At 63.4% G+C, this 21,708-nt stretch carries 19 protein-coding genes; 4 read left to right on the top strand and 15 right to left on the bottom strand.

What is annotated here, in order from left to right; translation table 11 throughout:
• Positions 1-38 precede the first annotated feature (38 nt).
• The 3 genes from CJ177_RS10775 to CJ177_RS10765 form a co-directional block, all read right to left on the bottom strand.
• Complete coding sequence (locus CJ177_RS10775; RefSeq protein WP_005250208.1) at positions 39-1,202, bottom strand: iron-containing alcohol dehydrogenase family protein; 1,164 nt, start codon at positions 1,200-1,202, stop codon at positions 39-41.
• A 132-nt stretch (positions 1,203-1,334) separates the two neighbouring features.
• Positions 1,335-2,771, bottom strand: a complete 1,437-nt coding sequence (locus CJ177_RS10770; RefSeq protein ID WP_095867719.1) for an MFS transporter — start codon at positions 2,769-2,771, stop codon at positions 1,335-1,337.
• On the bottom strand, positions 2,768-3,136 hold the full coding sequence (locus CJ177_RS10765; RefSeq protein ID WP_231914325.1) for a MarR family winged helix-turn-helix transcriptional regulator: 369 nt from the start codon (positions 3,134-3,136) through the stop codon (positions 2,768-2,770). The genes CJ177_RS10770 and CJ177_RS10765 overlap by 4 nt, the downstream gene beginning before the upstream one ends.
• 351 nt (positions 3,137-3,487) lie before the next feature.
• On the opposite strand from CJ177_RS10765, the gene CJ177_RS10760 reads away from it, so the two are divergent.
• Positions 3,488-4,360 (top strand): helix-turn-helix transcriptional regulator, encoded by an 873-nt coding sequence (locus CJ177_RS10760; RefSeq protein WP_179443198.1) that lies wholly within the window; start codon positions 3,488-3,490, stop codon positions 4,358-4,360.
• A gap of 38 nt (positions 4,361-4,398) precedes the next feature.
• Here the strand turns inward: CJ177_RS10760 and CJ177_RS10755 are convergent, their stop codons facing one another.
• The 10 genes from CJ177_RS10755 to CJ177_RS10710 all read right to left on the bottom strand — a co-directional run bounded on the left by CJ177_RS10755 (position 4,399) and on the right by CJ177_RS10710 (position 14,836).
• Positions 4,399-5,730 (bottom strand): SLC13 family permease, encoded by a 1,332-nt coding sequence (locus tag CJ177_RS10755; RefSeq protein WP_061040564.1) that lies wholly within the window; start codon positions 5,728-5,730, stop codon positions 4,399-4,401.
• Between the two features lie 345 nt (positions 5,731-6,075).
• Positions 6,076-6,585 carry a hypothetical protein gene (locus tag CJ177_RS10750; RefSeq protein ID WP_025433464.1) on the bottom strand — a complete coding sequence of 170 codons (510 nt, stop codon included), beginning with the start codon at positions 6,583-6,585 and terminating at the stop codon, positions 6,076-6,078.
• Between the two features lie 2 nt (positions 6,586-6,587).
• Positions 6,588-7,772 carry an acyl-CoA dehydrogenase family protein gene (locus tag CJ177_RS10745; RefSeq protein ID WP_005250197.1) on the bottom strand — a complete coding sequence of 395 codons (1,185 nt, stop codon included), beginning with the start codon at positions 7,770-7,772 and terminating at the stop codon, positions 6,588-6,590.
• Positions 7,773-7,798: 26 nt separating this feature from the next.
• Positions 7,799-8,140, bottom strand: a complete 342-nt coding sequence (locus CJ177_RS10740; protein ID WP_005250195.1) for a hypothetical protein — start codon at positions 8,138-8,140, stop codon at positions 7,799-7,801.
• Positions 8,137-9,912, bottom strand: a complete 1,776-nt coding sequence (locus tag CJ177_RS10735) for an acyclic terpene utilization AtuA family protein (RefSeq protein WP_095867718.1) — start codon at positions 9,910-9,912, stop codon at positions 8,137-8,139. The genes CJ177_RS10740 and CJ177_RS10735 overlap by 4 nt, the downstream gene beginning before the upstream one ends.
• A 6-nt stretch (positions 9,913-9,918) precedes the next feature.
• Positions 9,919-10,395 (bottom strand): acyl dehydratase, encoded by a 477-nt coding sequence (locus CJ177_RS10730; RefSeq protein ID WP_095867717.1) that lies wholly within the window; start codon positions 10,393-10,395, stop codon positions 9,919-9,921.
• Positions 10,392-10,892, bottom strand: a complete 501-nt coding sequence (locus CJ177_RS10725) for a MaoC family dehydratase N-terminal domain-containing protein (protein ID WP_080578296.1) — start codon at positions 10,890-10,892, stop codon at positions 10,392-10,394. Before CJ177_RS10725 ends, CJ177_RS10730 begins: the two co-directional genes overlap by 4 nt.
• Positions 10,893-10,909: 17 nt before the next feature.
• Positions 10,910-12,097 carry a CaiB/BaiF CoA-transferase family protein gene (locus tag CJ177_RS10720; RefSeq protein ID WP_095867716.1) on the bottom strand — a complete coding sequence of 396 codons (1,188 nt, stop codon included), beginning with the start codon at positions 12,095-12,097 and terminating at the stop codon, positions 10,910-10,912.
• 157 nt (positions 12,098-12,254) lie between these two features.
• The gene (locus tag CJ177_RS10715) at positions 12,255-13,673 is read right to left on the bottom strand and encodes an aldehyde dehydrogenase family protein (RefSeq protein WP_061040566.1); all 1,419 of its coding nucleotides are present in this window, start codon (positions 13,671-13,673) and stop codon (positions 12,255-12,257) included.
• A 32-nt stretch (positions 13,674-13,705) separates the two neighbouring features.
• On the bottom strand, positions 13,706-14,836 hold the full coding sequence (locus CJ177_RS10710; RefSeq protein WP_005250184.1) for a zinc-binding dehydrogenase: 1,131 nt from the start codon (positions 14,834-14,836) through the stop codon (positions 13,706-13,708).
• Positions 14,837-15,262: 426 nt separating this feature from the next.
• Between CJ177_RS10710 and CJ177_RS10705 the strand changes: the two genes are divergently transcribed.
• The 3 genes from CJ177_RS10705 (at position 15,263) to CJ177_RS10695 (ending at position 19,193) form a co-directional block, all read left to right on the top strand.
• Positions 15,263-16,942, top strand: coding sequence for an aldehyde dehydrogenase (locus tag CJ177_RS10705; RefSeq protein WP_179443197.1), 1,680 nt, complete (start codon positions 15,263-15,265; stop codon positions 16,940-16,942).
• Between the two features lie 92 nt (positions 16,943-17,034).
• The gene (locus CJ177_RS10700; RefSeq protein ID WP_005250181.1) at positions 17,035-18,372 is read left to right on the top strand and encodes an MFS transporter; all 1,338 of its coding nucleotides are present in this window, start codon (positions 17,035-17,037) and stop codon (positions 18,370-18,372) included.
• Complete coding sequence (locus CJ177_RS10695; protein ID WP_061040568.1) at positions 18,369-19,193, top strand: N-acyl homoserine lactonase family protein; 825 nt, start codon at positions 18,369-18,371, stop codon at positions 19,191-19,193. Before CJ177_RS10700 ends, CJ177_RS10695 begins: the two co-directional genes overlap by 4 nt.
• Before the next feature lie 435 nt (positions 19,194-19,628).
• On the opposite strand, the gene CJ177_RS10690 is transcribed toward CJ177_RS10695, so the two are convergent.
• Together CJ177_RS10690 and CJ177_RS10685 are read right to left on the bottom strand one after the other, a co-directional pair.
• Positions 19,629-20,474: an SDR family oxidoreductase gene (locus CJ177_RS10690; RefSeq protein ID WP_179443196.1), complete on the bottom strand. Its 846-nt coding sequence runs from the start codon at positions 20,472-20,474 to the stop codon at positions 19,629-19,631.
• 205 nt (positions 20,475-20,679) lie between these two features.
• On the bottom strand, positions 20,680-21,618 hold the full coding sequence (locus tag CJ177_RS10685) for a FadR/GntR family transcriptional regulator (RefSeq protein ID WP_143548676.1): 939 nt from the start codon (positions 21,616-21,618) through the stop codon (positions 20,680-20,682).
• Between the last annotated feature and the right edge of the window lie 90 nt (positions 21,619-21,708).

Here is a 21,708-nt window from a genome sequence, read left to right as displayed (position 1 = left end):
GCCAGACGCCGGCGAAACGCGGAGGACTGAGCTTGCGGCTACCAGGCTTGATCGAGGATGCTGCGCAGCCCGTCGCGATCAGCAGGACGCGGGACCGCGGTGACGGCCCAGTCGTGCAGTGTGTGCTCGACAATGTCCGGCAGGTCGGCCTGCTCGATGCCGACATCGCGAAGTCGTAGCGGAATCCGCGCAGAGGTCAACACCTCTTCGATCGCGGTGACGGCATCGGCCGGTGAATCAGCTCCCCGCTCACCCAGCAGACGCGCGATCCGAGTCAGGGCCTCGTCGGTCACGCCGAGATTGAAACGCATCGTGTGCGGCAACAGAAGGGCTTCGACGACGCCGTTGCCCACCGTCGATCGGGGCCCCACCGCATGTGAAAGCGCTTGCGCCAAACCCGTTCCGGCGTGATCACTGCCCTGCCCAGCGAGGAGCGCGCCGAACATCAACTGAACGGCGGTCTCGGCGTCGGGCCGGTCGCCGACACGGCCCAGCCACGTCGTCAATACGGTCAGTGCGTGGCCGAGCAATGCTTCGGCCAGCGGGTTCCCGCCCGTCGACTGCATCCCGTCCACTGCCAACGCGAGGGCGTTGAGCGACGACGAACGTATCAGCGACGCCGGCGCGGTCAATGCCACCGCCGGATCGAACACAACCCCCGCCGCGCGCGCCTTCGGATCGAACAGCGCCAGCCTCTCCCCTGTCGCGGGATCCCTCACAGCGGCGCCGGCCTTGGCGTAAGCGGTCGTCGGCGTGGACGGTACGACCCACATCGGAACCTTCGGGGCAGACAGGCGCGGACTGATCATCCGGCCGTCGTCCGCGCGCCGGGTGCACAAGTCGCGGGCATCTCCCTTCTCACCCGCCAGAATCACCGCTGCCCGCGCGGTGACGACCGCGGAGCCGCCGCCCAGCGCCACGACTGCAGTCGCCCCGGAGTCGATCAGCACATCGCGTGCCTTCTCCACAGACGGCAACGGGCTGTGTTCGCGCACCTCGCTGAAGCGCGCCACCAACCGTTCTCCGATGGCCGATTCCACGCGACGAAGCGCCTCGTCGTGAGCAAGCATCGATGCGCCACAGACCAGCATCACGCGCTGGGGGCTGGGACGATCGAGTTCTTTCGACAGCAGGTCGAGGGCGTTCTCACCCGAGTAGGTGCGAAACGCCGGGGTCGTGTGCCGCACGGCCAACACGGTCATGGGGAGCCTTCCGGGGTCGGTGAGTTCTAGACGTCTTCTCCGTCCCGAGCGTAGCGGCGTTGTTCTTATATAGGAACCCTAGGTCGTATATACAGCCATATGACGGCTGTCGGCAGTGCAGAAAGGAAGGAGCTACCCCGAGCGTGGTCGAGAATCGACTCTTTCCACCCCGACCTTCGGACCCATGTTGCGCGAGAGCGCGACCCCGACAACCAGCACGAACGCCGTTGCGGCAATGAACCAACCCATTCGATGCAGTCCGGCATCGTCGATTTCGTGACCGGCAGTCACCTGAAGCACCACCACCGAGAGATTGGCTCCGATGAACGCCATTGTGCGGAACATGCCGATAGCAGTGCCGACTTCCTCGACCGAGGTCACCGAATTGACCAGGCTCTGATTGCCGATGTTGTTGAATCCGTTGGGAATGCCGAGCACCGCGGCGACAAGCAGCAACACCAGCAAGGGTGCCGTCGAACGCTCGACGGACGCAATCAGCACTCCCCCGATCATCAGAGCGATCGTGCCGACGAGAAGGGTCGCCCGTGCCCCCGCCCTCCGGTAGACACGAGACCCGACGATCGTGGAGAAGACGCTGACCCCCGCGACCGGCAGCATCGTCAGGCCGGCTTCGATCGCACTCATCCCCCTCACATACTGCAGCCACTGGGGGATGCCGAAGAACACGCAGTAGAAGCAGGTATAGGTGACCAGTGTCCGGCCAAGCGTGTTACTGAGCGCACGGTTGCGTACCAGTGCACGAACATCGAAAAAGGGTTCGGGTGCCCGCCACTCCCACCAGACGAACAGGGCGAGTCCGCTTCCGGCCACAGGCAGTAGCCACCACGAGGGACTGTCGCGAAGCGAGACGAGTAGCAACATCAGCGAGGTGATCGCGACGAGGAACATCCCGATTCCGACAACATCGAGCGCACGGAGCGCTTCGCGTACCGACGCCGGGTGTCCGCCGGCGAACCCCACATCCGCATGCATGACAGCGATAGCACTGAGCAACACGACGGGAAGGTTCACCCACAGAATGGACTGCCATCCGAAGGTACCCACGAGCAAGCCGCCGATCGTGGGCCCGAGGGCAGCGACGGACTGGCCGCACACCACCAGCGTGGTGAGCGCGGTGCGCGACTGCCGCCCGTAACGCTGCGCATAGCTACGGATCATTGTCATCGCGTTGGGCATGTGCGCCGAAATACCGCAGCCAAGAAGAACGTACGCGACAATCAGCCATCCCACATCGGGGGCCAGCATTCCGACGATCGAGCCGGCAGCGGCCAGAACCAGGCCACCGACGAATACGCGTCGCGCTCCGAAGAGTGCGCCCATGCGGCCTGCCGTGGGCGCACCCACCGCCGTGGTGATGTACATCGCCGAAATGACCCAGGACACTCCCGAGGTCGACCCGAATTGCGCAGCGATGCCGACTATGGCAACGGCGATCATCGACGAGTTCAGCGGCTGCAGAACACTACCGGTCGCGAGCGCTCCACTCACACGGAACGGGATCGGCCGGCCTTCTGAGGCAGGCGGGATCCGATTGCCGACAGCCGTCACGACTGCGCCTCCGGCGGCCGGGCCGAGCCGGGCGCCTCCGCGAGACGGGCCAACAGGCCGCCCGCAAGGAACAGCAACTCCCGCTCGACATCGGTGCAACGTTCCTCGATCGCGGCCGCGAGCCACTCCCTACGCCTGGCCCGATCCGCCGTAAGGGTACCGACACCCACTTCGGTAATCGAAATAAGCTGCGAACGAGCGTCTTTAGGATCGACGGAACGAGTGACCATCCCCCTGCTCTCCAAGGAGCAGACCGTGCGAGCGATGGTCTGCGGAGCCACCTGCTCGAGGTCGGCGAGAGCGCGTGCACTCAACGGCCCCGACCGATCCAGATGAGACAGGGCCTGCATCTGCGTCGGCGACATCAGATGTCCTGAGCTCTTACTCCGGATCCTACGGCTGAATGCGACGACGTTCTCCCTCAACCGATCGACACGTTCATCCATCAGCTCTCACCCACCAAACTAGTCAGTTTTGCTGTTTTATTCGGACGAATCATTCAAGCTTCCTGCGTCCGATGTGGGAATGATACACAGCATGACTGTCTAATTTGGTGGATGTAACCAAGCCGACAAAGCCACGTGGGGCACGATCAGGCCCTGTCGATCACGCATACGAAGTCATTGGACGCGCGAGCGAACGCGGTGGGAAGTGTCTGCTGTTCCGTGTACTGGCAGTTCCTTCTTCACGTCCAGGCCGCGATCTACCGTCGTGACATGGACAACCAGATCGAGGTGCGCGAGTTCCTCCGCACGCGGCGCGGGCGGATCGGCCCGGCCCAGGCCGGCCTCGTCACCGGCACCGGGCATCGCCGAGTGCCGGGACTGCGGCGTGAGGAAATCGCGCTGCTGGCCGGAATCAGCATCGACTATTACGCCCGGATGGAACGGGGCAACCTGGCCGGTGTCTCCGATGACGTCCTCGACAGTCTGTCCCGGGCTCTACAACTCGACGAAGCCGAAACCCGGCACCTCTACGACCTCACCCGCGCCGCGCAGCCGCAGCCGAGCCGGCGACGTAAACGTGGCGACGACCGGACAGCCCGTCCGAGCCTTCGACGTTTCCTCGACGCGATTACCGGCACTCCCACCTGGGTGTGCAACCAGCGCATGGATTTCATCGCGGCCAACCCCCTCGGGCACGCGCTGCTGGCACCGCTGCTGACCGATCCGGCAAACCAGGGCAACAATGCCCGTTTCGTCTTCCTCAGTCCCGCCGCCCGCACCTACTATCCCGCTTGGGAACGCGGAGCCGACGACATCGTCGCGAACCTGCGCGCCTATGCGGGACGCAATCCGCTCGACAAGGGTCTCACCGATCTCATCGGCGAGCTCGTCACTCGCAGCGACGATTTCCGGATCCGCTGGTCGGTAGGCAAAGCCCGCTTCCAGCGGAGCGGAGTAGAGCGTATCCACCACCCCGAGGTCGGTGAACTCGAATTCGCCTACGAAGCAATGGAACTCACCGACAGCCCCGGATGGACGATGTTCGGCTACACCGCTGAATCCGGGTCCCCCACCGAAGAGCGTGTCAAGCTCCTCGGCAGCCTCACCGCAACCCGGAAAACGTTGGAGCCCGACGCGCTCTGAGCACGCGAAGAGGGCGATCCCTGCCCGGGTCCCACCGGTCACAACAGGGTGAAGATGCCCCACGACAGCAGCGGGCCGATGATCACCATCGAAATACCCCACAGAGCGAGCCTCCGAAACAGCGCCGCGCGCTCGTCCGGCCTGGCGTTCGCCAGAACGAGGGCCCCCGCAATGCCCATCGGACTGGCGTCGACAACCGTTGCAGAGATGGTGACGGGCCCGACGACGTTGAGAACGCTGACCCCACCGTCGGACACCATCGGTAGCCCTAGCGGCAAACTTGCACCGAGAACACCCAAAGTCGAGGTGAAAGCCGAAGTGATCGCAGTGATGAAGGAGAGAACGAGTATGCCGATTGCAGGTGATTCGAAATTGTACAGTTGGTCGCCGATGGCCCCGAGCGTTCCGATTTCAGTCAACACCGCGATATAGCTGAGCACCCCGGCGACCAGCACCATCACCGGCCACGGCATCTTGGGGATGAGGTCCTCGCTGTTGCGTTGGAAGATCAGGGCCAAGACGACAGCCAGTGTGAGGGCAACGAATCCGACATCCAGATCGAGCAGGACCGCGGAGAGGACCAGGAGTACGATCGCCGCCATGGTGCATCCCTGATACACCGTTGGCCGCCCCACAGTTTTCGCCGGCAATGTGATTGTGGTCGAGGCGGCGCCCGACGGCCCAGCCGATTGGCCGGTAGAAGACGGCTCGTGCGCGTCTACCGGATCGAACGGAACCTCGCGGTCACCTGACGATCGGCGGGCACGAATGAGCTTTCTGCCACCGAAGAGGAAAAAGGCTGCAGCACAGATTATTCCGTGCACCACGACATGGCAGGCGAACAGTTGCGCCGGGTGTGATTCGAGGCCCGCATCCTTCAGGAGTCGGTCAGTGAAGACGCCGTCGATGGCGATCGGGCTGAACAGCCCGGCCAGTACTCCGTGCACGACCATCAGCGCCATCATGAAGATGCTGACTCCGAATTGGCGGGCAAAGCGGACGGCGACGGGCATCAGAAGCGCCACGACTGCAGCCGAATACGTTCCGACACCGGTAGTGAAGGCTCCCGCGAAGAAAAGGATGAACGGAACGAGGACTACTCGGTTTCCCACGAGCTTGAGAAGGAAGTCCATTATGTAGTCCATCGTCCGACTCGCCTCGACGACGGCGAACAGAAACGTCACCCCGACGAGGAGCACGAACATCTCGCTCGGGAATCCGCTGACGACTTCGTCTGCAGACAGGCCGGCCAGACTGGCGATGACAAACGCCGCAGGTAGCAGAAGAATACCGAGATTGAGCTGCCATTTCGTCGCGGCTGTGAACGCCGCGACTATGACCGCCAGAGAAAGTATCTGTAGGGCACTCATGTCGTCCTTGTTCGTTCTAGTGAGTAGAGAGTAGGAGCGATTTCCCCGTGGTGCACCGTCGTGGCATCCACGGCCTCGGCTGGTTGTCGTCCCCGAGGCACCTCAACTATCGCGTCGTGCGCCGTGATGCCGCCCGAGCGACCCTTCTCCGAGTACCGCAGCCCGACGGATCTATCGCCGAGCGACCCTTCCCGATCGCGCGAAACGGACGTCGCTGCACATGCATTCGGAATGCCTGCCGTGCACGCAGGTAAACCGAGTTCGGCAACCGGACGACCGGGTCTCTTGCTCCCCCGCTCATCAACGTCCTTACCCGCCTCATCCGTGGCCCGCTGTCGCGGCCGCTCAGCCAGATCGCTCCGGTGACTGATCTGCGCAGAGCGCCGACTCGGAGACGTCGCAAAACGCACTTCGCACATACGTGCAGAGAATACGTCCGTCATGGTCCACCACGGAGTCCTCGAAGTTGATCACGCCGAGGTGCGGTCGGCTGGTCTTGACGATGTCTCGCACCCTGGTTTCGACGTAGATCGTGTCGTTCGGCCGGAGCGGGGACTTGAACCGAACCTCGTCGTAGCCGGCGAGGGCTACCAGCCTCACGCCCAGATCTGTCAGACGCGGGCGAACTGCGGGTGTCGCCAGCCCGAGAGCGAAGGCGATCACACAGGCACCCGCCAGATTGCGCTCGCCCATGTCGGACTCGAGCATCAGCGGCTTGTTCGTGTGGTATTCCGCGGTTGTCCAGGTCAGGTTCGTCATGGCGCTGAAGTCACCCTCGGTGATCGTTCGCCCCTGACTCCGGGCGGTGAACTCGAATTCGGCCGGAAGGTCGAAGGTCTCTCTTTCCTTGGCCATGATCACTTCCTGGTCAAGAAGAACTGGTACGGGTTGTTGATCAGGTCGCGGCCCACGATCACCTTCTGGATCTCGGTGGCGCCCTCGCCGATCCGGCGGATGCGGAGCTCGCGGAACCAACGCTCGAGCGGCAGTTCACGGGAGACACCGAGTCCACCATGGAGCTGGATGCAACGGTCCACGACGCGGAACGAGGCCTCGGTTGCAGCGATCTTCGCCAGTGCCGCCTCGGTGCGGAACGGACGATCCGCGTCGGCGGCGGCGGCCGCGTTGAGCACCATCAGGGTCGCTTGCCGGATGTCCTGCTCGTTCTCGACGAGCATCCAGTTCGCACCCTGGTGATCGGCCAGGCGCTTGCCGAACGACTCACGCATCTTCGTCCACTCGATGGTCATCTCCTGAGCCCGAATGGCGAGGCCGATGGTGCCGGCGCTGTACGGGATCCGGTTGCGGCTGAGTCGTTCGTTGGCCAGCGAGAATCCCTTGCCGATCTCGCCCAGGATGTTCTCCTCGGGAACGCGGACGTTCTCGAGCTGAAGCTCGGTACCGGGATCGGTCGACCGCATCGTGTGGACGATCCGGTGGACGTTGAATCCGGGCGTATCGGTGTCGACGATGAAGCAGGTGATGCCGTCGCGGCCGGGGCCACCGGTACGAGCGAACACGAGCGCGAACTCGGCCTCGTGCGCGAAGCTGATCCACAGCTTGCTGCCGTTGAGAACCCACTCGTTCCCGTCCTTCACGGCCTTGGTGCGAATGTTGCGGCCCGGGTCGCTGCCGCCGGTGGGCTCGGAGAGCGCGAAGCAGGCCCGCTTCTCACCCGAGATGGACGGCTCGAGGTACTTCTCACGCTGGTACGACGTTGCCCACGCGGACAGAAGCGGGATCTGGCCCGTGTGACCGAACGCTTCGAAGCACGGCGCGTAGAGACCGGCGCGGTGCTGCGACATCTCGATTGCCAGGAGGCAACGGGTGACCAGATCGATGCCCGGTCCGCCCTCCTTCTCGGGGAGGTCGAGGTTGTACAGCCCCATCTGCTTGGTCTTCGACACGAGGCGGTCGTAATCGGCGGCCGGCACGCTGGTCGCGTCGGGGTCCAGCGTGTCCTCGAGCGGGCGGACCTGCTCCCGGACGAACTGCCGGACCATGGTGAGCAGTGCGTGCTGCTCGTCGGAAATTTCGAACATCTTCTTCTACTCCTAGGCTTTTCGAATCAACCGTCGATCGAGAGACGTCCGCGGAACACTTCTCCACGCTCGGCCACCTTGGCCGGCAGCACCCCGTGGCGAGATCTGTGTGCGAGCACGAGTTCCGTGTAGCGGCTCTGGTACTGAACATGCTCCTCGTAGCGGAATTGCATCCCGTCGATCGCGTACTCGTCTGCCAGGGTTACGAGCTTGGAACGGAGCCCGAAGGGCTCGAGTGCGCCGGCAAATCCGATATCGATCACGGTTCCGTCCGCGTCCGCGATCTCGTACACGCCGGTCGAGACGGGAACGCTGCGCAGTTCGTCGGCAGAGCTCTTCAGCCACGGTTTCGTCATGAAGATACTCATCGGTTCTTCTCCTCCAGTAGTGCCACGGGCAATTCGACCTTCCGACTCCTGATGAACTCGGCCAAACCCTTGGCCTGCGGGTCGAAACGGCCGCCCGAGGCAGCACCACCGCCGAGAAGCCCACGAATGAGGAAGTTCACCGCCCTGAGGTTGGGCAGCTCGACCCGGAGGATCTCGCGGCCCGAGGCCTCCGGAAAGATCGCGAGTAGTCCCTCGACCGTGAGGTGTTCACGGAGCCATGCATATTCGTCGTCCGACCTGCCCCAGATCCCGACGTTGGCATGAGCACCCTTGTCGCCCGATCGGGCTCCGAAGACCTTGCCGAGCGACACCGTCTGTGTGGGACCCTCGACACCTTCGGCGGTACGGGGTGCGCCCGCATCGAGCAGCGCGGGTTCGGCCGCCTTCTTCTCCGACCCCGGGAAGTCCACCGTCGTGCCGTCGGGCATGACGACTCTTTCCGTGACCAGTTCCTGCGGAATCAGGCAAGGCCACGCCAGACCGGTTCGGGTAGGGCGCTGCTGCTTCTCGTCCTGGAAGTAGATTCCCGGATAGCTGGACAATGCCAGGCTCATCGCCGCATCGAAGATCCGCCGACCGAGCTTGTCCTTGTCGTACGAGGAGAAGGTTGCCACCAACTTGGCCACCGACAGCTCGTTCAGCGCCGCGCCGAGCTGGTCGGACCGGACGAGCCGGAAGTCCACCGAATCGAACTGCTCCGCTCCACCGAGAGCCTCGAGCATTCCGGCCTGCGCCACTGCGGCCTTGGCTTCGACGTCGTCGCCGGGGATGGCGAACGTCATCGACTGGTTGTAGGTTCCGACGCAGTTCATCGTCACCTTGACGGTGGGCGGCGGCGCCTGACCTCGAACGCCGGACATCCGCACCCGGTCAGGACCTTCCTGGGTCAACTCGATCGATCCGAGGTCCAGGGTCACGTCCGTGTTGAGGTAGTTGCGTTCTCCGACCTCGTACACCAACTGGGCGGTGACGGTACCGACGGAGACCATTCCGCCGGTGCCCTCGTGCTTCGTGATGACCGAGGAGCCGTCGGCGTGCATCTCCGCGATCGGGAAACCCGGCCGGATCGGGTTCTCGATTTCCTCGAAGAAGGCGTAGTTGCCTCCGGTCGCCTGGGCGCCACACTCGATGACGTGACCGGCGGCGACTGCGCCGGCAAGGCGGTCGTAGTCCTCCATGTCCCAGCCGAACTTCCACATGGCCGGTCCGACCACAAGGGAAGCGTCGGTGACACGGGGGCAGACGACGATGTCGGCGCCACCGCTCAGCGCATGCGCAATGCCGCGTGCACCCAGGTAGGCGTTCGCGGTCGCCGGGGTCGGGGAGCTTTCGTCGTGGACCTCTCCGGTATCGATGTTGCGAAAGTCGACGCCGGCCGCGCGGAGCTCGTCCATCCGGGGAATGAGGTCGTCACCGGTGAGGTATGCGATTGCCGGTGAGACGTTCTTCTCGGCGGCAAGGTCGCGTAATGCGTCCGCCAGACCCTTGGGGTCCAACCCACCGGCGTTGACGACGATCTTGATTCCCCGCTCCACGCAGGTACCGAGTACTTCCTTCATCTGCGTCAGGAACGTGGACGCGTACCCGGGACGCCCGGCCGTCTTGGACTTCCACAGGATGTACATGGTGAGTTCGGCCAGATAGTCGCCGGTGAGGACGTCGATGTCACCGCCCTCGACCATTTCCCGGGCCGCCGACAGGCGGTCTCCGTAGAAGCCGGAAACGTTGCCGATACGCAACGGTGCGGTCATTCGTGCTCACCCCTTTCCGTCGGCGTCGGCCGTGCGGTGGGGAAGAAAGATGTCGGCGTCGCCTACGGCGCAACTGACACCGTCGGATTCCCGCACCTCACGCAATTCCACCGTCACCAGCACACCGCCGTCGACGGAGCGGTCGACGGCCGTGATCGAACCCTGGCAGGCCAGAACGTCTCCGGGACAGGCGAAGCGCCGCACCGAGTACTGGAGTCGCCGCAGCTCGCCACGCTCTCCAGCCCAGCCGGTACACAGGCTGGTGAAATACGCACCGTGCAGGTGGGACTGAACGAGAACGTTCGGGTAACCCTCGGACGCCGCGTAGGCGGGGTCGTAGTGGATACGGTGGGCGTTCCACGTGACCGCGCAGTAGCGGAACAGCTGAACCTCGGTCGGGCGATGTGTCACCGCGGGGATCTCGTCCCCGACCTCGATCTCGTCGGCGAACCGCTCGATACGCTGAATTGCACTCGTGGTCATCGGCCCAGCACCGTCCTCACGGAAGTCATGATGAGTGCTCCGTCAGCGGCGCGGTAGCGATGACGGATACGAATTACGAACATCAGCCCGGACTTGGATTCACGCGCGGTGACGTCCTCGAGCTCTTCGGTGAGCACAACCTCGGTACCGGCGATGAGAGGGGCGTGGAAGAACATCTCCTCGCCACCGCCCATGATCCGAACGCCCTCGGTGGGGATCCACTGCATCTCGGCCGCGGGAGTGCCGTCGATGCGGAGATCCTCCTCGGGTCCGCCGTCGGTCCAGTCCATGTAGGACGGCAGACAATTCGGCGGAACAACGAGCCCGGCATAGCCTTTCGACCTTGCGTAGTCTTCGTCGAAGTACAGCGGATCGGTCTCGCCGATCGCACGCGCATACCGCTGTGACATGAGCGGATCGATGGTCGCCCGGATGGGATGGGACGTGGCACCGACTTGCTGCCGGATCTGCTCTACGAGCTCCATGGTCACTGCCATGAGTTGGTACCTTTCTGCTAGACGGCGCCCGAGCGGCGAAGGCGCTCGATGTCGTCGGTGGAATAGCCGAGTTTCTCGGCGAGGATCTCGTCGGTGTCGCGCCCGAGCGGGCCGACCCGGGTAGGCTGGACGGTCGCCGATTCCGACATGAAGATCGGGTTTCCGAACGTGATGAAGCGCCCCTTGTCGTCGTCCAACCACCTGACGACGCCGTGCTCCTCGACGTGGGGGTCGACCAAGAGCTCCCCGAGCGTGACCACCGGAGCATTGGGGATCTGCGCTTCCTCGAGTTGGACGGAAAGCTCATCCTTGAGCTTGTCTGCCGTCCACACTCCGACGATGGCGTCCAGGTCTTCCATATCGGCGCACCTGCCGGCCATGGTGTCGAAACGACTTTCCTCGGCGTCCGGCTCCTTCATCACTTCCCGAAGGCGCTTCCAGTGCGCATCGGTGGGGCAGATCAGCGCAATCCACCCGTCCTTGGTCTTGTACGCGTTGTAGGGGGACACGGCGAGCCCGCCGTTACGGTTGCCGGTGCGTTCCGGCATGGTTCCGCCGCTGTGCACGTACCCGGCGATGTTGGACGCGAGACTGGGGATGATCGCGTCCTGCAGAGAGACCTCGACGTGTTGCCCCTGACCGGTATGTTCACGCTGATAGAGCGCCGCCAGGACGCCTGAGAGCAGATGGGCCGACCCCATGAAGTCGACGACGGAGGGGCCGGTTCGCAGCGGCGGCCCTTCGTCGAATCCAGTGGTGCTCATGATCGCGGACCGGGCCTGGACCGTGAGATCCATCGCCGGCGTGCCGGCGAGCGGCCCGAATGATCCGAAACCGGTGCCCGAGGCCATGATCAGCCGGGGATTCTCGGCGTGGAGCGTGTCGAAATCGAGCCCGAACCGCTCCATCGCACCCGGCGACAGGTTCTGGACCAGGACGTCGGTCTCTTTCATGAGATCCCGGAAGACCGCCTTGCCTTCCTCGCTCTTGAGATCGAGCCGCATCATCCGCTTGCCCGAATTGAGTAGGTGGAACTGGACGGACGCGCCTTCTTCGTCGGCGGTGGGCAGACGCCGATAAGGATCGCCGGCCGGGGCCTCGACCTTGATGACCTCCGCTCCGAGTCGCGCCATCAGCATGGTGCAGTACGGGGCGAAGTAGAACTGGCCCAGATCTACCACCCGGACGCCTGCGAGAGCCGTCATTCGGGGCCTCCTTGATTTTCGATACTCACTGGCGACTGATCGCCGGAACGGTCAGTCATGTCTCAAACTCTGTGACCCGCAATACATGAATAATATGCACATATTTATCGGGCGTCAAGATCCTCTGGGCGGATTACGTCTCCGCAGGCCGTCCGTCTCAGATCGACAACGTCTGGTACTCGAGGAACTCCTCGATGCCGATTCGTCCCTGCTCACGACCGATACCGGAGAGCTTGAAACCACCATGGGGAGCCCGCTTGTCCACTGGCGCACCGTTGATCCTCACGCGGCCGGTACGGATCCTCTCGGCCACCGCGATGGCGCGCCCCTGGTCACCCGACCAGACCGCTCCGGCCAGGCCGTACTGGGAGTCGTTGGCGATACGGACGGCGTCCGCGTCGTCGTCGAACGGGATGACCGTGAGAACGGGACCGAAGATCTCTTCCTGGGCCGGCGTGTGCTCGTTGGTACCGAGAAACGCGGTGGGGCGGACATAGGCACCGCGCTCGAAGCCGTCAGGACGCCCCGTCCCACCGGCGAGGAGAGTCATCCCCTCGTCGATCCCCTTCTGGATGTAGCCCTCGACGCGAGCCCGCTGCGATTCTGAAGCGACCGGGCCGAGCTGCGACGCGGAGTCGAAGGGATCGCCGACGACAAAGGAGTTGACCTTCTGCGCCACAAGCTCTTTCACCTCATCGATGCGCGAGGCCGGGACCAACATCCGGGACAGGGCGCCACAGACCTGACCGGACGAACGGAACGCGTCCTCGATACCTACGTCGACGGCGTGTGCGAGATCCGCATCAGGAAGGATGATGTTTGCCGACTTTCCGCCGAGCTCTAGCGCGACCCGCTTGACCGATCGCGAGGCGAGCTCCATCACCCGGCGTCCTGCACCCACCGAGCCGGTCAGGGACACCATCTCCACGAGATCATGCGTGGCCATCGGCTCGCCGACCTCGGAGCCGGAACCGGAGACGAGGTTGAACACGCCGCGCGGAAAACCGGCCTCCTCAACCATTTCGGCGAAGATGAACGAGACCATCGGTGCGATCTCACTACCCTTGAGGACCACCGTGCAGCCCGCGGCCATGGCAGCCCCGGCCTTGATCGCGATGGCGCGCAGGGGCGCGTTCCACGGCGTGATGGCGGCGACGACGCCCGCAGGCACACGCCGGATCCGCGTTTCGCCGAGCTTCTCCTCCCAGATGATGTCGTCGAGGTACTCGGCCAGCATGCCGAGGTCGGCGATTCCCGCCCCGGTCTGGTTGATGCGGGCGCGCTCGATCGGATGCCCGATCTCACTCACGATGGAGTGAAGGATTTCCTCCTCGCGACGCTTGGCGATCTCGTGAAGGCGGGAGAAGTACTTGCGCCGCTGCGCGACCGAGGTGGTCGACCATCCTTCGAACGCCGCACTCGCGGCATTGACTGCCCGGTCGACGTCTTCGGCACCACACGTCGGTACCTGTGCGATGGACTCCTCGGTCGCCGGGTTCTGTACGACGATGGGCTCGGCGTCGGCTTCCGGCGCGGACCATTCCCCATCGATGTAGATTTCCTTCTTGATGTTCATTGGATCGACTCCTCCAGTGGTCTCGGATGTGGTCAGGCGTGCGGATCGAGCATCTGGCGGATCACCGTCGCGTCATGGAGGTGATCCAGCGACTCGTTCAGGTCTTCGAAGGCGATGGAACCCGAGTGAAGTTTGTCCACCGGAAGGTTTCCCTCTCGAAAGAGATTGAGGTACTTGGGTATATCGCGTTCAGCGACTCCCGAACCGAGCATGGCGCCGCGGATCACCTTGTCCTCGGATACCAGCCGAGTGTTGGGGAATTCCAAGCGAGAGTCAGCGCGACTCACTCCGACGCACACGATCTCGCCGGCCTTTCGGGTGTAGTCGAACGCGCTGTTCATAGCGCGCTGATTGGCGGTCAGTTCGAATGCGAAATCGACGCCGCCATCTGTGAGATCGCGGATCTTCGCAACGAGGTCGGGGTCCGCACCGCCGAAGGTGTGCGTGCACCCCACCTCCTTTGCGATGGGAAATTTGCTGTCGAGCAGATCGATTCCGATGATCGTGGAGGCTCCGGACGCCTGCGCCGCCATCACCGAGGTGAGACCGACTCCGCCGAGCCCCACGATTGCAACGGCGTCACCGGGACGGACGCGGGCGGCATTCATCACGGCGCCGGCGCCGGTGACCACCGCGCAGCCGAAAATGGCGGCGACATCGAGCGGAATGTCTTTGTCGATCCTGATCAGGCTGCCAGGTGTCGTCACCGCGTACTGGGCGAAACACGAGACGCCACTGTAGTGGAACAACGCCTCGCCATTCAGGCTCAGCCGACGTTCGCCGTTGGGAAGCAGGCCCTGGGATCTGCTGACACCGATCCGGTCGCAGATCCCGGGGCGTCCCGCCATGCAGTAGCGGCACTGCCCGCATCCTCCGGCGGCGGACATGACGACATGGTCGCCCGGCTCGAGGCCGACGACACCCGGGCCGACCTCGCGGACTATGCCGGCGCCCTCGTGACCGCCGACAACCGGGAGAGTCCGCTTGCGCTGCCCCTCCGCGACCGAAAGGTCGGAATGACAGACGCCCGCTGCACGGACCTCCACGAGTACTTCCCCTTGATACGGCCCGTCGAGGTCGACGTTCTCGATGTGGAACGGCTTGCTCGCCGCGAATGGTTGCTCGAGCCCCTGCTCGAACATGACGGCTGCCTTCATGCGCATCGGATCGACTCCTCAGATTTCTCGAAGTGGGCCACGTCGCTCGACCTCAAAGGCGTCGTGACCTGCACCTGGAATGATCCGGGGCTGTGACCCGGATCTCGCGTTCGTAAAACATGTGTATAGTATGCATCGCTGAGAAGCAAGTGAGTAGGCCCCAATCGGCTGAGCGATACGACGGCGACGTCCACGCCCGACATCGAACTCGGCGACTGTCACGAACCCGCCGGGTACACACCACCGCCGGGGGTCGAGTGCGAAGCTCAGGGCGATCGATATGCACGTCGCCACCGAATATCACGCACCCCGGCCGAAGAGCGTCCGATTGCTCGACGACCCCTTCACTCAGGCCCTTTCGAGCGAACTCGGACGCGGCATACGCGTGGAAGTCGCGCAATCTCGATGAGACGACCTGCAAAGTTTACAAATGTGAATAACAGATGCACTATGTGCATGTTATTAGTGATGCACACCACAATGTCCTGCGGGTCGAGACCTTCTGGTCGGATCGACCGGGCAGGACATGACCTCACGGATGTTGCGACTGGAAGGCTCAGCGCAGGATTTCCTGCACTCAACACCTCAACCGACGCGGCTCCAGAAAATCGCAAAATCGGAAGGTTCGTGATCGCCACGATGAATGCCCACCTCGCCCAGCAGCTGATCGGCGCAAACCAGCAGTTCGACCTCAGGATCGGTGACCAGTTCGAGACCGGTCGGGGTGAGCTGATCCCAGTAACCAACCCGGCGACCGGAGAAGTCCTTGCCGAGATTCGCGCCGCGGACACCGATCAGGTTCGGCGGGCAGTCGTTGCCGCACGTAGCACCGTGGAGCAGGACACGCTGGGAACTCCGGCGGAACGCTCTGCCTGCCTGCAGAGGCTTGCGGACGTCATCGAAGAGCACACGGACGAAATCCTGAATACCGTTATCGCCGAGACCGGTACACCGATCTCGACCGCCCGCGGAATGCACGTCGGAACACCGGTCCGGTACCTTCGATGGCTGGCGCAGGCCACATTGGCGGATCGCACCGAGTACCTCGGTCGTGAGCCGGGCCCGCCGGTGAACGAGGCGATGGTTGTGTACCGGCCGATCGGAGTGGTCGCCGGAATCGCCGCCTACAACTACCCCCTCATGTTCGCGGCCATGAAGGTCGGGGCAGCTTTCGCCGCGGGGTGTCCCAGCGTCCTGCTGTCGTCGCCGCACTCGCCTCTGACTCTTCTGAACTTCGGGAACTGGGTAGACGAAGCCGGCTTCCCCAAGGATGCGGTCAGCGTTCTGGCTGGCGGTGTCGAGGTCGCTCAGGCGTTGATCGACTGCCCGGATGTCGCGAAGGTGACCTTCACCGGATCCGTTCCGGCTGGAACGGCGGTAATGAAACGCGCCGCCGAGGGCTTGCGTGGCGTCGTTCTCGAACTCGGAGGGAAGTCGGCTGCGATTCTCCTTCCGTCATCCGACCCGAAGGCAGTCGTCGGATCGGTACATTCGCGGTACTTGAGAAACGCCGGGCAGGGCTGCGGCTCGCCGACGCGGATACTAGTTCACCGCAGCCACCTGGACGAGTTCCTCGCGGCCAGCCGGGAGTACTACGACAACGTCGGGGTGGGGGACCCCTTCGATCCCGACACGATCGTCGGGCCCGTGATCAGCGAACCGCACCGCGATCGCGTGCAATCGTTCGTCAACGCCGCTTTGGCCGCCGGCGGTGAGATCCTGGCGCAAGGGACTCTGCCGGACACCGACCGCGGGTGGTGGGTGCGGCCGACGCTGATCGGTGGTCTGAACAACGACGCGGAGATCAATCAGGAAGAAATCTTCGGGCCCGTTGCCACCGTGTTGGTCTACGACAATGTCGACGAGGCTGTCGCCATCGCCAACAAGTCCAAGTTCGGCCTCCACGCCAGCATCTTTGGTCCCCATGACGAGGCGATGGCACTCGTTCACCGCCTCGAAGTCGGACTGGTCACGTTCAATGGTGGCGCGCCCGTCCGATCCGACGCACCCAACGGTGGTTGGAAGGAAAGCGGCATCGGCCGCGAGCGGGGCGAAGCCGGAATCCGCGAATTCCTGGAACCCGTCACGGTCCAGTGGCCAGTGACCGATTGACCTAACCGTTCCCGTAGTAACGACGTCGACCGTGATTATCCGGGATCGCCGTCGCCCGTCGTGAATCGATCTGCAACGAAAGCGAGAAAGCCATGGCGAACGAGTCCGTCACCGAGGTGGTGACAAGCGGTTCAGCCTCGTACGAGACACCGGCGAAGCAGCGACGGCGAATCGTGCTGTCGAGCTACCTCGGCAACACCGTCGAATGGTACGACTTCTACATCTACGGCATTGCCGCAGCACTGTATTTCCCATCGATCTTCTTCGCGAGCAGTTCGCCGCTGGTGGGCACGATCGCCTCCTTCGGCACATTCGCCAGTGGATTCCTGGCGCGTCCCATCGGTGGCATCATCGGCGGCCACTTCGGAGACAGGTACGGGCGAAAGTCCGTCCTCGTTGTCAGTATGACGCTGATGGGCCTGAGCACCTTTGCCGTCGGTGCACTGCCGGGTGAAGCCAGGATCGGCGTTGCCGCCCCAGTAATCCTGGTGCTGCTTCGCCTCGTGCAGGGATTCGCGGCGGGCGCCGAGTGGGGCGGCGGAATCCTCATGATCGTCGAATCCTGCCGACAGGAACGGCGAGGGTTCTGGGGCGGCATCGGAAGTGCCGGCGTCTTCTGCGGCGGAGTTCTCGCAACACTGACCTTCACGGCGATCAGCAGCCTGCCCGACGGCATGGACGAGTATATATGGCGAATTCCGTTCCTTGCCTCGGCGGTTCTGGTGCTGATCGGTATGTGGATTCGGCTCGGGATCGTCGAGTCGTCCGCGTTCAGAGAGTCCCAGGACGCGGGTGAGGAGCACGTCCGCACGCCTTTCCTCTATCTGCTCCGCAACTACAAGCGTCAGGCTTTTGTTGCGATCGCGCTGTCGGCCGGAGCGAATATCGCGTACCAGATCTACATTACGTATGCGACGGCGTACACACGAGCCGTCGAGGGTGACATCGCCACAATACTCGGCGCCCAAACGCTTGTCGGTGTTCTCGCACTGGGCTTGACCCCCTTCTTCGGATATCTGTCGGATCTCGTCGGCCGCAAGACTGTCACGATCGCCGGGTTCGCTTTCACGGTTCCATGGGTCTACCTGCTGTTCGGACAGCTCGAAAACGGCAGCTTCGCCACCATCCTCGGACTGCTCATCCTGTGCGAAGTCGGACACTCCGCTGTCTACGGCCCGCTGAGTTCGTTCCTTGCGGAGCTGTTCCACACTCGTACGAGATACACGGGTGTTTCCCTCGGTTACCAGATCGGTGGCGCGCTGGCAGGGATGGTTCCGCTTGTTGCAGCCACACTCGTGGCCGCCGGCGGACCTGCGGCAGGTGCACAATGGGTACCCACGGTTGCTCTCGTGGCCAGCATCGTCGGAATCTTTGCGGTTCTTCTCGTTCGAGAAACCAACAAGGCCAGCCTGACCGGAGAGGCGGAATGATGTCGGTTCGAGACGAATCGTACGAGGTCTACGCATTGCGCTATGGCTCGGCGAAGACGACCAAAGCTTCGAAGTACCTGAACTACAAGGCCTACGGTGAGCCGGACGAAGAAATCGTCGCCGACTTCTACTTCTGGCTGGTGCGCAATGCCGAGCGCACCGTCCTGGTCGATTGCGGATTCGACGGCGAACGCGCTCGCCCTCGCGGGTATTTCCAGAGCAGTGATCCGGCGGCGTTGCTGGCGCGTTTCGGTGTCACACCAGCCGACATCGATCACGTCGTCATCTCCCACATGCACTTCGATCACGTCGGTAATGTCGGCCTCTTCCCGAACGCGACCTTCAGCGTTGCCCGGGACGAATTCGACTTCTGGACCGGTCGCTACGCGGAGCGAAAAATGTTCGCGCTCTTCGCCGAAGCCGAGGAGATCAAGACCGTCGTCGAACTTCACCAGTCCGGCCGGGTGCATTTCGTGGACGGACCGGAGACCATCCTCCCAGGAATCACGGTCACACCGATCCGCGGCCACACTCCGGGCCAGATGATCACGGAGGTGAAGAGCGGAGACCTGAATATCGTACTCGCATCCGATGCCCTTCACTTCTACGAGGAGAAGGATCGCGACCGCCCATTCTGGATCTACTGCGACCTCGAGGGTATGTACGAGGGGTATGAGCGTCTGAACGAACTTGCAGAGCAACCCGACACGGTGGTCGTTGCAGGCCACGACCCCGACGTCATGCGACGGTTCAAGACGATCGACGACGACTGCGTGGATCTGACCGCACCGAACAAGACCGCCGCAGATAAGCGGCCCTGAACGTAGAGATCGCACCACCAGCCGACCGAACCGTCACGGATTCGATGCGCAAGAACGCGCCACCCCTGCCCACGAACCGAACCGTCTTTCGCGCTTCAGATTCGACCGCTGCGATCCGGGTGAATGCGGGAGAAACGGACATAGCAAGCACCCCAGTCAGGTCGACAGTAGTGGCATGGGCGTGTCTCGCCGCGGTCCTGCGCGCAGTCAAGGGAACGAATGCCCGACGACCGTCGTGCTGAGCACAGGACAACCGCGTCCCGGCACCCGAGTGCCCAGCAGCGAAAGTCGTTGCCCGCGAAACCCGGCAACGCGCCGCGGCTGCGACACCGAAGCTGCATTACAGACCTGCTGCGAGTGGATGCTCTACCCTTGATCACGGTATTGACCCGCAGACAACGAGACTCGCGGTACCACCCCCGCGGGTGGGCGATGCTAGTTCGGGGACGGCATTGTCCCGGTGCTGGACTGAGCCCCGCCGATGCGGCGACCCGAGGACAACCATTTGCCTCCGTCGACGACGATAACCGCGCCGTTGATGAAGGATGCCGCCGGCGACAACAGGAAGACCGCCGGCCATGCGATTTCGTCGACCGTTCCGACACGTCCGAGTGGGACCGAGTCGGCGAGTCGCTGGAGGTCGTCGTTCACCGCATTATCGGAAACTCCCGTTGCCCGGTCCACCCCGGCAGTCGGCGTATAGCCCGGCGCCAAGGCGTTGACCCGGATGTCGTGCGGCCCCCACTCCACGGCGAGACTCTTCGTGAGGCTTTCGACGCCGGCTTTCCCCACCCCGCCGTGAATTCGTCCTGGATTTCCGGTGAACGGGGAGGTACTGGTGATGTTCAGGATCGCGCCTCCCGTCCCTCTCGCGATGACGCGGCGACCGAACTCCTGGCAGGTGTAGAAGGTCCCGAAAGCGTCGGTCTCCACCACCGCGCGGAACCCGTTGGGGGTCAATTCCTCCGAGGGGCAGGTGAACGTTGCGCCCGCGTTGTTGACCAGCAGATCAATGGGACCTACTGCGTCCTCTGCAGAAGCGACGAGTGCGGCCACGCTCTCGGGATCGCGCACATCACAGGTGGCCGCGATCGCCTCACCGCCGATGCCCTGAATTTGGTCACACACATCGTCGAGCACATCCCGGCGGCGCCCGCTCACCACAACCCGCGCTCCGCATTCCGCGAGCCCCAAAGCGATTTGCCGTCCGATTCCACTACCTCCGCCCGTGACGATCGCGGCCGATCCCGCAAGCAATCCTGGTACGAACGGAGTGCGCATTTTCGAATTTCCGACCATGGAAAAGCAACCTCCTTCTCAGGCAGGGATCACTCCCTTGCAGCTTCGTGCGTAGTAAGTCGCTTCCCCTGACAGCACCGTCCAGTACATGCTGGCGGGACGAGGCGAAGTGATAAAGATGAGGTCCCGGACGACCACGCGATCACGCTGTGAAATGCGTTGGCCGTGGCGATCCGGATTGGAGAACCTACGGGATGGGAAGCTTCAACGCATCGGCAAAGTTTCGACGCGAGTACTCTTCCCACTCCGCCAAGTGCAGCGCCATCTTCTCGTACGCTGCTTGCGGATCGCGTTCGCTCAGTGCGTCGTAGATGAGTTGGTGATCTGCGATCACCCCCATGTAGCGGCGAGCGGAGTAGCTCACTCCGACCACGGCGCCATCCATGATCCCGTGCAACGAATCGGCGAGATGGTGGAACAAGGGGTTTCCCGACGACCACGCGATCACGCTGTGGAAGCGGGTGTTCAGGTCGTTGAAAGCGTTCACTTGTTCGCGATCATCGACGATCCGGCGCATTTCGATGATCGTCCGTTCGAGTTCCTGAAGTGCTTCCGAGTTGATCCGCTCCGCGGCCAGTTGGCAGATCATCGGCTCGATCGCCGAGCGGACCTCGACGATCGCCTCGAACGGAGTCCTCTCCATCCGCATCATGAACGAAATCGTCTTGGCAAAATGGCCGGAATCAGGAGCCTGAACGTAGGGGCCACCGTTGAGGCCCTGCCGAATCTGAATGGCCCCTTGGTACTCGAGCAGACGGAGCGCCTCGCGTACTGTCGTCCGACCCATTCCGTACTTCTCGACCATCTCCCGCTCGGGAGGCAACGGGTCACCCGGCACCAGGCGTTCCCCGATGATGTCGGACAGGATCGTCTCCGCTAGCAGAAACGAAGACTTCTGCGGCCTGCGCGGCAAGCGTTGGGCGGAGGGCAAAGCCATCGCACCGAGGTCGTTGTTGCGGTAGTTCACAGGCTCGGTCGCGGCGGGGCGGCTCTGACCTTCTGGCGCGGTGGGTATGTCCTGAGGCATTGCGGCGCTCCCTTCAATTCCTGTCGATCTGCCCTGCGGCAGCCACACTCGATCGGGCCCGACACACCTGCCCGCCGGGAGGAACAGGTACACCCGCACCGGGCGTCCCTGCCTTCCTCGTCCATGGACGTCGAGTGACTCGCCAAGGATCACCCCTTGCCGACTCCGCTCTTGCGGAATGCGTCGCAC

This window comes from Rhodococcus sp. ACPA1 (assembly GCF_002300195.1).
Lineage (GTDB): Bacteria > Actinomycetota > Actinomycetes > Mycobacteriales > Mycobacteriaceae > Rhodococcus_F > Rhodococcus_F opacus.
Note: the sequence above shows the minus strand (reverse complement) of the source record. Positions and strands in the feature narration are given on the sequence as shown.